This is a genomic window from Carnobacterium sp. FSL E2-0243 (assembly GCF_038003605.1).
GTDB classification, from domain to species: domain Bacteria; phylum Bacillota; class Bacilli; order Lactobacillales; family Carnobacteriaceae; genus Carnobacterium; species Carnobacterium maltaromaticum.
On the sequence record NZ_JBBOPM010000001.1, the window covers coordinates 3,248,608 to 3,260,509 of the forward strand.

At 31.4% G+C, this 11,902-nt stretch carries 11 protein-coding genes; 3 read left to right on the forward strand and 8 right to left on the reverse strand.

Going from position 1 to position 11,902, the window contains the following annotated elements:
• Positions 1 to 36 precede the first annotated feature (36 nt).
• Together MHI00_RS15300 and MHI00_RS15305 are read left to right on the forward strand one after the other, a co-directional pair.
• Complete coding sequence (locus MHI00_RS15300; RefSeq protein WP_010054829.1) at positions 37 to 552, forward strand: MarR family winged helix-turn-helix transcriptional regulator; 516 nt, start codon at positions 37 to 39, stop codon at positions 550 to 552.
• Positions 533 to 1,933 carry an MDR family MFS transporter gene (locus tag MHI00_RS15305; RefSeq protein WP_010054828.1) on the forward strand — a complete coding sequence of 467 codons (1,401 nt, stop codon included), beginning with the start codon at positions 533 to 535 and terminating at the stop codon, positions 1,931 to 1,933. Before MHI00_RS15300 ends, MHI00_RS15305 begins: the two co-directional genes overlap by 20 nt.
• A 213-nt stretch (positions 1,934 to 2,146) precedes the next feature.
• Here MHI00_RS15305 and MHI00_RS15310 read toward each other — a convergent pair whose 3' ends face one another.
• The 8 genes from MHI00_RS15310 to MHI00_RS15345 all read right to left on the reverse strand — a co-directional run bounded on the left by MHI00_RS15310 (position 2,147) and on the right by MHI00_RS15345 (position 9,709).
• The gene (locus tag MHI00_RS15310; protein WP_187958826.1) at positions 2,147 to 2,719 is read right to left on the reverse strand and encodes a LysM peptidoglycan-binding domain-containing protein; all 573 of its coding nucleotides are present in this window, start codon (positions 2,717 to 2,719) and stop codon (positions 2,147 to 2,149) included.
• Positions 2,720 to 2,755: 36 nt separating this feature from the next.
• Positions 2,756 to 2,986: a hypothetical protein gene (locus MHI00_RS15315; RefSeq protein ID WP_010054826.1), complete on the reverse strand. Its 231-nt coding sequence runs from the start codon at positions 2,984 to 2,986 to the stop codon at positions 2,756 to 2,758.
• Between the two features lie 41 nt (positions 2,987 to 3,027).
• Positions 3,028 to 4,461, reverse strand: coding sequence for a helix-turn-helix domain-containing protein (locus tag MHI00_RS15320; protein WP_341114713.1), 1,434 nt, complete (start codon positions 4,459 to 4,461; stop codon positions 3,028 to 3,030).
• A gap of 193 nt (positions 4,462 to 4,654) precedes the next feature.
• Positions 4,655 to 6,394 carry a hypothetical protein gene (locus MHI00_RS15325; RefSeq protein ID WP_229252107.1) on the reverse strand — a complete coding sequence of 580 codons (1,740 nt, stop codon included), beginning with the start codon at positions 6,392 to 6,394 and terminating at the stop codon, positions 4,655 to 4,657.
• Positions 6,395 to 6,637: 243 nt separating this feature from the next.
• Complete coding sequence (locus MHI00_RS15330) at positions 6,638 to 7,690, reverse strand: hypothetical protein (RefSeq protein WP_035064744.1); 1,053 nt, start codon at positions 7,688 to 7,690, stop codon at positions 6,638 to 6,640.
• 320 nt (positions 7,691 to 8,010) lie between these two features.
• Positions 8,011 to 8,241: a hypothetical protein gene (locus MHI00_RS15335; RefSeq protein WP_010054819.1), complete on the reverse strand. Its 231-nt coding sequence runs from the start codon at positions 8,239 to 8,241 to the stop codon at positions 8,011 to 8,013.
• Positions 8,242 to 8,294: 53 nt separating this feature from the next.
• The gene (locus MHI00_RS15340) at positions 8,295 to 8,987 is read right to left on the reverse strand and encodes a Crp/Fnr family transcriptional regulator (protein ID WP_010054818.1); all 693 of its coding nucleotides are present in this window, start codon (positions 8,985 to 8,987) and stop codon (positions 8,295 to 8,297) included.
• A gap of 509 nt (positions 8,988 to 9,496) precedes the next feature.
• On the reverse strand, positions 9,497 to 9,709 hold the full coding sequence (locus MHI00_RS15345) for a hypothetical protein (protein ID WP_341114718.1): 213 nt from the start codon (positions 9,707 to 9,709) through the stop codon (positions 9,497 to 9,499).
• 656 nt (positions 9,710 to 10,365) lie between these two features.
• On the opposite strand from MHI00_RS15345, the gene thrC reads away from it, so the two are divergent.
• A complete protein-coding gene (gene thrC, locus MHI00_RS15350; RefSeq protein ID WP_341114720.1) occupies positions 10,366 to 11,859 on the forward strand; it encodes a threonine synthase in 1,494 nt (497 codons plus the stop codon).
• The last annotated feature ends 43 nt before the right edge of the window (positions 11,860 to 11,902 follow it).

The following is an 11,902-nucleotide window of genomic DNA, read 5'->3' on the forward strand; positions in this document are numbered from 1 at the left end:
TATTATTAATCCAATAACAGAAAGTGAGAAAGAATAATGAAGTTATCTGATATTAGTCAAATCAATATGAAAACAAAACGCCTGAATCGTTTGCATAAAAAACATGCCGACCAAGCATTAGCTAGTTTAGGAATCCATATTGGACAGTCACTTATTTTAGAGGTCCTTTTAGCTAAAGAAGCCTGTACTCAAAAAGAAATTGCGGCTTATTTACAAATTTCTACCTCATCTATTACCAATCCGATTAAACGCTTAGAGGAAAAGAACTTGATTCAAAAAAAGCAATCTTCTACTGACCTACGTTACAATTCTATCACCTTAACAGCAGATGGAATGGCTACGGCTAAAACCATTATTACAACTATTGAAGACATTGATCAGACTATGACTTCTGATTTTGATCCAACTGAAATTAAGCTACTTAATAAACTAATGGATCGTATGATTCATAATTTAGAGCCTGACTTCCCTGTAACAGAATTAAAAAAAGACGAGTATAGCAATATGTATAAAAATTATTTGGAGGTAAACAATGAACACAGAAACAACTAAGTTAGAAAAAAAAGTTTTATTAGCTATTGTCTCAATTGCGATGTTAACTTTCATGGGTATCGTTTCAGAAACAGCTTTAAATGTCGCATTTCCAATCTTAATGAAAGAATTTAATGTTGTTGGAGCTACCATTCAATGGCTAACAACTGGATATTTACTGATTGTTGCCATTTTAGTTCCTATTTCCCCAATGCTAGTCAAACGTTTCCCAACAAAAAGGCTCTTTCAAACAGCCGCTTGTATTTTTACAATTGGAACTATTTTTTGTGGTCTTGCCACAAGCTTCCCGTTACTTTTAGTTGGACGTTTAATCCAAGCTACCGGCACAGGAATTTCATTACCACTAATGTTCAATATTATTCTAGCCTTAGTACCAATGAACAAACGTGGTGTCGTAATGGGGATGGCCGGTTTAGTGACAAGTTTTGCTCCCGCTCTAGGCCCAACATATGGCGGAATCATTGTAACTACGTTTGGTTGGCAATGGATCTTTATTTTGTTATTACCAATCGCAATAGTCGCTATTACTTTGGGTAGTTTCAACATTACAACTATTAACGAATTGAAAAAAATACCTTTTGATTTTATTTCTATTGGATTATCAGCCTTAGCCTTTTCAGGCATCATCTACGGATTTAGTACAGCTGGTGAAATCGGTTGGCAAGCTCCTGTCGTCATTGGATCTTTGGCTACTGGATTCGTCTCTCTAGTTATTTTCAGTTGGCGCCAATTAACTATTGAAAAACCTTTGGTTGATTTAAAAGTTTTTAAATTTCCAATGTTCGTTGTCGGATTATCAAATGTTTTCTTAGTAATGATGATCATCTTATCTTGCTCTTTCTTACTTCCAATCTACACTGAAAGTGTTTTTGGAGTAAATGCAACAACTGCAGGCATGATGATGTTGCCAGCCTCCGTTTTAAGTGCTATTATGGCTCCTATTGCTGGTAGAATATTAGATATTAACGGTCCAAAAAAGCTAATCACTATCGGAACGTTTATTTCATTAATGGCCATTACTGGATTTTTATTTTTCACGTCGAATCTAGTCCCATTAACTGTCATATTGTTACACATGCTTTTACTTTTAGGAGCATCCTTAACGTTCATTCCATCTCAAACAAATGGCTTAAATCAACTTCCTGAAAAAATGAGTTCTGATGGTACAGCCACTATTAGTACACTGCAACAAGTCGCTGGAGCTGTTGGTACTTCATTAGTTGCAGGTATTGTTACTACGAGCCAAATTAAAATAAATAACCCTTCTAACACATTATCTAAAGCCGAGTTGACAACTGCAGGCGTTCATAATAGTTTCATTCTTTTATTTATCTTAGCTGGGATTGGATTCACTCTTTCTTTTTTCATTAAGAAAAAATAGGTCTTACACTAAAAACGAGTTGCCACTAACTATCTGGCAGCTCGTTTTTTGATACACATTCAATGTTTTGCTAAAAGTAATGGACTCCCTAATTTTTTGCGTAGCATAACTAAATAAAAGTACTGACAAAATTAGCATTCCTACTATACAGATAAAAAGTAGGATTTTTTCATGTACTCATCCCTTCTTAACTTGAAAATCAGGTACAATAATTTAATTTTTCACTAGTAACATTTGACCAACCTGTATAACATCTGAAGTTAAGTTGTTTAACGTTTTGATTTCTTCTAACGTCAAATTATTATTTTTAGCAATCCGCCATAAGCCCTCGCCTTCTTCCACAGTATGGTACTCCGGTACTGATTTTATGGGAACTGGATTCATTTCATTAGTATCTTGCGTAGTTTCTATCGGAACTTCTTGATCTTCCTTTGTAGTCTCCTCCTCGGGAATGACTGCTTCGTTTGCAGCAAGATCTTCTTGATTTATTGAAGAGCTTGACTGTCGACTTTTATAAATCGCTGGACTTTTCATCGCATCCCTGGAATTCATTGAACTTGTATCAACATAATTTTCTTCTTTTTCTATGCTAACACTATCTTTTTCTATGCCATATTCAACATCAATTTCAGTTCCTCCTGAATACCACATGATTGTTGCAATTGGTAAGATAATTAATAACAATAAAAAAATACACAAAGACATCAAAACAGGCGAAATATTTTTTTTAGTTTTTGATTTTTCAATGCGGAATTTTTTTCTTGAAACTACTTTTTTCTTACTCATAGATTATCCTCCTATATTTAAAGTTGCAGTCTTTCTCTATAAATACGAACTGAAGTCATCATTTTCATCAAAATAATCTTCTACTTTACTTTTTTCTTTGACTCTCTTTGGTTTCGAATGAACTTCTTTTTTGCGAACATTCTTTTTCTCCAAAGTCATTTTTTTAAAGTTATTAAATTGATACCTTAGCCTTAAAAGGTCTACTAAAATGACTAACTCAATAATAATAATGACAATCATAATAAAATATAGTAACTTTAACTCCACTAACTTATCTCCCTTCTACTAATTCCACTTCCCTCTAAGATTTACGCTAATAGTTTTTGAAGCTCTTTTTGAATGTTTTCCAGTTCTTTAAGAGAAGGATTTTTTGAAATAATGAACGTTTTATAGGCTGGTAATACAGGTATTTTCTGATCGACTATTACAAAATCTGTTGTTTTCCCCCAATTTTCAACTACTGTAATTTGCTCAGCTAATTCAGTTGTAAGTAATTGTTTAGCCAAATACTGATCCCAATGTCGGCCTTTTTTTGTACCAATATAGATTTTTTTACTTCTTTTCAAAAAATCTGTATGTTCTAATACTAAATCGACAATTATATCAATCGTAATCCCATGGTGAATCAATTGTTTTTTAAAAGGTGTGTTCTCATACCAAGATTGAACCTTATAAGTCACACTTTTAACCCTGCCACTTACTTCTCTTTTTTCTGGATTTTGATATAGACTTTCAACTACTTTCGAAAAGTATACGTGTTGATATATTTTTTGATACAATCGAAATTCCATTACTGTTTGTTCGGATTCGCTAAAATTGCTGCCTACGCATTGATTAAAATGGGTTAACCACTCTGCTGGCTTCGACTCATTTTTGTATAAACTTTCAAATATTTTTTGATTAAAATAACCCGATAAGTTGTCCTTTTGATTTAATTGCATAGTTGTCAAGAAATAAAACAACAACCAATTACGCTCAATTTTCTTTTGTTTTTTTGTCACTTCTAGTCCTTCAGTAAAACAGTCAAAATTGTCTACTATTTCTTCAAACATACTATTCTTTAAAGATGAAGGCCTTAATTTAATTGGATACTCTTCCATTCTTAATCGACTAATTGTAAAATAATAAATGACACTGATTTGTTCAGAAAAAGTTAATTTTGAGTAGAGATACTCAGAGTTTATTTGAATACTTTTTAAATATTTTTCCGATTTTTTTATTTCTTTTTGAAATTTCATCTTTCGATTTCCGTAAAGAACGTTGTAAAGACTAGCATAATAACAACGTATACTATGTTCCTTACCGGGTATATTTTTATTCTTTCCAACTGTAATTTTAAAATCTGAAGAAAAATAAAGATTTAATTTTTGGATTTTACGGTATAAAGTTGAATAACTATAAAAATGAGTCGTAGAATATTCAACTAAATTTTTTACTTTCCCTTCAAATATCCGATCTAATAGTATAATTTCAACTGAATTCTTATAATAATCGTGGTAAATATCATCCAATGAAAACTCATCAAAAAAAATAGCTTTGACATTTTTTTTAGAATATTGAATGTGGAAATTCATATTTTTTTTGTTGGATAAATTTTCAATAATAGCAACTAATAATCGGCGGTTCGTTTCCCCTAAAGTATCCATGCACCAAACGATAGACAACGACTCACCATTATATAAGTACAGAAGAGCTAATAACTCCAATGCTAACTGATCCTGCTTTTTTAATAATTTTTGCATTTTACTCCTCCTCTTAGATAAAAAATCCCCTTAATATCTATTTATGAAAAAATCAAGTCGTTGTTCAAACGTTTGTCTTTTATCTCACTCAAATTCCATTAAATTAATAAAATGACACATAAAGACAATTAGTCAGTTGTAAACAAATGCAGTAGGTTGACTCCTAGGTAAATAACTTTCTAGACAGTTAAAATTATTCTTCTATTTTATTCGTTAGATTTTTATGTGAAACTTGCTTTTTATTTAAAACAGACTCCGAAAACCAACGCTCTAAACTGCGGTTTTCTCGTTCAATTAAATCAAAATAAGTTGATTTTTCCTTTAAAGCATCATAATCTTTTGTCAGTAATACTGCTTTTGGACGTATAAATGGCCATTTTCTAATAATTACTCGTTCGTTAATCGTACGACACTCATCCATAATTACAAATAGTTCAACCTCTTTAGCCGTTTGTTTAATCTGAATAATCTCTTCTTTTTCATAACGTAATTCGCTATCTGTAATTGTCAGTTTTTCTTTTCGAACAACCAACTCTTGGTTCACTCTCCAAGTATGTTCTAAATACTTAACTTTGCTATACAATGCATCGTATTCCTCTAGTGCAATCTTTATTTTTCTATTTTTAACGTACTCGCCATTACGTTTAGCTTCTTTTTCAACTTTTATATCCTCTAATAAATAGCTTTCAGCACGAGCTAATTTTTCTTCTAAATCGCGAATCATTAATTCTTTCTTCTGTTGACTTATTTCTAATTGCTCCTTCTCGTCACGTGTAAGCAATAACTTAGCTTTAAATTTCTCAATAGTTGTTGTTTCGACTAGCTTAATTCGTTCTTCAATACTTTTCTCTCTTTCATGAACTTCATTAAGAATTTGTTCATACTCTTTACGATATCCATCGACAGATTTTTTCGCCTGCACTAATCCCTGTATTTCTTCCAAAACTTCTGTAGCTTTATTTAATTGACTTTGGCTATGACTTTTTAATTCAGCATAATATTCCTGGCTTTCTTTAACAATTTCCTCACTTTGATTTGTTAGTAATTGAAGTCTTTCTTTAACTGATTCTTGCTCCTCTGTCACGGCTAGTGTTTGTTCTCGTAAATAGTTCACTTGTTTAACCGCTTCATCCATCCGCTTTTTTTGAATAGTTATATCTTGTTCTTCTATTTTAATCTGCTCTTGTAATAGTTGGATAAATTGCGTAACTTCAGATAAATTTTGCTGAAGTTCGACAGCCTTTGGCTCAAATGCTTGATATACTTTATCCAATTTATTTTTCTTCGTTTTAATTTCAGTAATCTCTAGATCCATTAATTCTGCGTTTACATCGATTGGGAATTCTTCACTATATTCTGCATCGTCAACCATTTTTAATTTTTCAACTTCTTTTTCCATCTGTAACGTTAAAATAATTGGAAGACCACTTTCCTCAATTCGAATTTGTTCTATTTCTTCCCATTTTTTTACTCGTTCCTCTTCATTCATAGTTCCTGTAATGTTTTGATCGATTAAAGCTTTATCCATACCTATTTGTAAAGGAAAGCCTTCGTTACTTTTATACACTGGAAGAAAATTGAAAACGAGGTGTTCTATCCCCTCTTGTGTTTGGTGAAAAAATTGGTACAAAAGCATTTGTTTGTTGGCTCGCTCAAATTCTTTACCAAAAACTTCCCAGCTAATAGAGTCACGTTCAACCGAAATATCTGATAATTCAATCACAAGTTGACGTGTTAAAGAATAACGAGGAAGAGTATTCAATATATTTTCAATATGTTTTTCTTCATAGTTTCTTTTTTCTAAATAACTCAGTTGAGTAAATGCGCGAAAAAAAACTTCTTCAATCGATTCATTTTTATAGACAGCGAAAAAAGCAGATTTACGCTCCATCTTTATACTTTCTTTTGGATAGTATATAGTTTGACTTTTCATCTTATCCCTCACTTTGCCATTACTTTCAATACTTTGTCTTGCGCAGTTTATTAAAAAAACCAAAGAAAATAATTCGTTCTTTGGTTTCTCTACTTATATTCTAATTCTTTAAATACTATTACTCCGAATCGCTATGCTTTAAAATACTACCCTTTAATTGATTTATTTTTTTGCTTTGACATAGTAATTCCACTACGTTAAGTAATAGACTTTAATCAGCACTTTTTTCGGCTCTATTATTTCTTAAAGTTGAGTCGTATCTGCTGCTGTTACTGATGTTAAACGCTCTTTTAATTGAGTAAATAAAATTTCTGATTCCATTTGGATTCTATCAACTTGATTCACTAAAACTTTAGCTTCTCTATTATGTTGTTGCAATTCTAATTTGGTTTTATTATGAATTCTTGCAGCCTCTACATGGGCTTGATCCAACATTTGTTTTGATTGGATTTTTGCTTCAATCATAACATCAGCAATTTCGCTTTTCGAACCTTCCATAGAGGAACGCAATTGTTCATTCTCTAACACCAACTTTTGAATTCGTTCTTTAGCTTGTATTAATTGATTTTCAAATTCTTTTCCGCGATAATGAGTTGTTTGCTCATCAAACAGTTGGTTTGTTAATTGTTCATTCTCATGTTGTTTTTGGCTCAATTCTGTTTTCCATTCAGCTAATTCGCTTCTTAAGTGTTTAATTTGAATCTCATATTCTTCTTCTTTGACCATTTTTTCTTCCTTTAACTGTGTAACTAGTGCTGTTAGTTCTTTATTTTTACTTACTTCCTGACTAGTTCCAAGGACTTCTTCTGTTAAATTTTGAACTCTTTTTTCTAATTGTGTATTCAAAGTAGTCAATTGAGATAACTGCTCTTTTGACTGTGCTAAATGTTTTTCAAGTAGTGGAGCTTCTGCCTTTTTCGCTGTACGCTCTTCTTCTAGCTGAACTTTTAATTGTTCGATTATTTGATTGCTTTCCAATATTTTACTACGGTAGTCAATTACTTTTTTTTCTAAAGTTTGATAATGCTGTGGCAGTGCTTTTTCCTGACCTAATTGTGATTCTAGTTGATCTTTTTGGCTAGATATTTCTCGTAATGCTTTGACACAATCCATTAATTTTGCTTTCACCGTTGCATTTTCTTTAGTTAATAATTCTATTTTTTCTTCCAATTCTTCATAATCGTCTTCATACTCATCGTCGTATTCTTCGTCATAGTCGTCATATTCGTCGTACTCATCCTCTTTTTTCAAAATTTTAGGAATCCATCCTGCTGATTTTTCTTTTCTTTTTTCCATTGTATCACTACCCCTTTTGACTATCTTTAGTCCTAATTTATATATCAACAATTTTAGAGAATGGATTTAACACATCTACGATTTATTTTAAAACTCCTGTAAGAGGTATTTTCCCACCCCCACCAAGTATCTCGATAAACACTTTTAGCAATAGTTATTCTCACTGTTCTCAAAAAACAGTATATGTTGCGCTTCATATTTCGTTGGTAATGGATTAACCAAGCTAATTTATTAACTAATTTTTTGGGTTTTATTCTAATAAATCTATATAGTAAAAATTCTCATCTTGTCTATCCAATCACTTCTTTTGTATCTACACTTTATTTTAAAGACAGTGCTCCACACCATGCCTCAATTCTTTCAACCTTATCTATCTGTCTAAATCTTTTTAAGACTGCTTTTTCAATAATTTCTTTTGTGAATTTTTCTGGAAAAATAAGTATTTTCTCAATATGTCTACCATCTAATGTACTGAAATTAACGGCATAAACGCATACATCATTCCAATTTCCGTCTGTTTGCATGATTAAATTACCCTTTCGTTGCTTCATTCTTTAAAATTATCCACCAAATTACGCTTGCCTTCTCATATTCTTTCTAAACACTAAGCGTGTAATTTTTCCAATAAAACTTGATTTAATTTTTCTTCGTTAATAATAGTAATTGGTTTGCGTTCAATTGTTCCAACTTCTTCAAGGTAGGAAAAAGCCTCTGAAACACGAGATTTAGATGAATGAATATATTTTGTAATGAATGTTTGATTGATATAAAGAGGAAGTTTTTTTCGCTTGGAACTATCTGCTTTCAAATCCAAAACACGAGCTAAGTTAAGTAGCGCATTAGAGACTCTAACGACTGGTGTCTCATTCATAAGTTGATAGCTTTGTGTCACTGAAAAATAGCGCTTAGTCACGTCCTCAAGAATATAGTGATACAGCTTAGGGTTTATATACATATGATCCAAAAAAAACTGGCTATTGATTTCTAAGTAAACAACGTCTGTCATAGCTCTAGCTTGATAACTAATCCCTCGAGGGTATGGGTGCGTCTCTAAGATGCTTTCTGTACCAAATAATTGATTATTGGAAACTAAGTCATAGTAACAGTTTTTCCCAAAACTATTACTGACTTCAACTAATACTTGTCCACTAATGACAATATATAGGTTATTTTCTGGTGTATTGAATGGATTTTTTTGATCAATGATAATTTCATTTTTTTTCACTTGTTTTTTTGCATAATGCTCTTTAAAATTCCCGCTGACATACAAAGAATAATCTAAAATATTACTGGACATTAATTCCCCACCTTTCACGACTCATTAGTTTATAAAATTAATGATATCGAAATACGAGGATGCTCTGAATTTTTTTTTAAGAGTTAATAACTTGTATAATTGAAATCCTCTCTTAAACCACTATAGTTGTATCAAAAAAATTAATAATTCTCTAAAGATACTTTTTTCGGAAAAATAACGAAAGATACTTAAAATTTAGCACCCTGGACTTTCAAAGTAATCTATTATTAAAATTATAAATAACGACACATTTAATTTAATTTTTTTTTTAATTTTTAGAGGCTTTCTTTAGCTATGTATTGAAAATTATGAAAAATAGTCATCACTACTTACTATTTTTTCAAAAAAATTGAACTTTGACACAAATAACTTTCAAAAATTTGACATGCTAAAAATAAAAATTAGCAGTTTTTACGATAATGACTCGATTAATTGTAGGATTCCATTAATTTAAAGCAAAAAAAGAAGCATTATGCGCTTCTTCTTTTTCAACATATACTTATTAAGAGCTAATCACTTTCCCAAGCTTCCTCTTCTCCAGTAAAATATATACCATGGACACAATTCAAATAAAACTTTGTACTATAGTAAAAATGATGCGCTGCAGACTCGAATAAATCTATCGCATAATCTATTATTTGAGCATCACTAACTTCTAACATCCCCTTAAGTTTAAGCTCGCGAATGAAACCTAATAGAGATTGATAGTATCTTGTATGCATCCTATTGATTTCATTAAAACTAGTTCCCAATGAAAAACGAAGTTCTGCGTATTAAGCACAAACATTAACATTAATATAGTCTTTATTTTTAAATGGTTCTTCATAAAAATATAAGGATTCTTTGCGTATATTATCAATAAAATTGGGATCTGATTCTCTTAAACGACACTCTGTTAGCAAATAATACTCAATAAACTCTTTACGATTATGACTAAAAAATCTGTTATCATCTGAAAACTACTTTTATTCATGCTCTTTCCTCCCTAGCTTAAACTTAAAAGTTAAGATCACCATAACATAACAATAATATTTTTATTCAGATTTATTTATCTTAATTCAAAGAAATTGTTAACAATAGGTATTATACAAATCGAATTATTTTAATTTAATATGAACAATATTTTGTTATACAGGCTAATTAAAAAGACATTGTTAATTTTTCATACTAAATTCTTTCAAAGTCTGTTAGAATATAAGGAAATCATTTATTTTGAGTTAAACTACAACACACACTTTTAACAATAAATTAGGTAGTTGAATAAAGCTACATGCACATTACTTGTAGTTAAGGGGAAACAATTTTGCCTAGTTGATAACTATATATTGTTAATTGTTGGATGCCGTTATTTTCTTATAAAAAGTCAGGGGGAAAAAAATTGAGTTTAAACTATAGAAGTACACGAGATGCAGAAAATGTGGTGACAGCCTCACAAGCAATTCTACAAGGCTTGGCTGTTGACGGAGGATTATATGTTCCGACTGAACTACCAACACTAAATCTTGATTTCCAAGACTTAGCTACTAAAAGCTACCAAGAGGTCGCTTTTATTGTCTTAAAAGCTTTTCTAACCGATTTCACAGATGAAGAGTTAATGAGCTGTATTAACGGCGCCTATGATGCTAAATTTGATGATTCTGCAATTGCGCCTTTAAAAAAAGTTGGGGATACCCATTATTTAGAATTATCTCATGGAGCAACTTTAGCCTTTAAAGATATTGCACTCTCTATCTTGCCATATTTTATGACAGTTGCTGCCAAAAAAAATAATGTTGACCGAGATATAGTCATTTTAACAGCAACATCTGGCGACACAGGAAAAGCTGCTATGGCAGGTTTTTCTGATGTTCCAGGAACTAAAATAATTGTTTTTTATCCAAAATCTGGAGTTAGTCCAATCCAAGAAAAACAGATGGTCACTCAAAAAGGCGACAACACGTTTGTTGTTGGAATTAAAGGGAATTTTGATGATGCTCAAACAAATGTAAAAAATATTTTTAATAATTCCGAATTGAAAGCACAATTAGCTGAAAATGGCTATCAATTTTCTTCAGCGAACTCAATTAATATTGGTCGCTTAGTACCTCAAATTGTTTATTATGTGTATTCATATGCTCAACTTATTAAGCGCCAAGAAATTAAACTTGGTGATAAAATTAATTTTGTTGTTCCAACTGGAAATTTTGGCAATATTTTAGCTGGTTACTACGCTAAACAAATTGGAGTTCCTATCAACAAATTGATTTGTGCTTCTAACGAAAATAACGTTTTAACTGATTTCTTTACGACGGGAATTTACAATCGTAATAGACCTTTCCATGTGACTACTTCTCCATCAATGGATATTTTAATTTCAAGTAATCTTGAACGCTTAATTTATCATATTGCTGGAAACGAAACACTGGAAACCAAGAATCGTATGTCTGATTTGGCAACATCTGGCGAGTATACAATTACTGATTCCATGCGCGATCAACTTAGCGAATTTTATGGAGCAGAAGCTTCTGAACATGAAGTTAAAGAAACTATTGCAGCTATTTTTTCAGAACACGATTATTTAATTGATACTCACACTGGGGTAGCTACTGTAGCTTATCAAAAATATTTAGCCCAAGAAAAAGATTCTACACCCACTGTAATTGTTTCAACTGCCAGTCCATATAAATTTCCACAACATGTTATGGCTGCATTTAAGGAAATTTCATCAGAAACTAGTGATTTTAGTACTGTACAACAACTTAATACACTTTCAAAAGTTCCAATTCCAGCTTCTGTTACAGAGTTATTCACGGCTCCAATCTTACATGATGCAGTAATTGAATCAGCAGATATGGAAGAAACTGTGAAAGCGATCTTACATTTAAAAGACTAGGTAAAATAGACTTCTTTTCAACTACTAGTGCTTACTGTTAGTC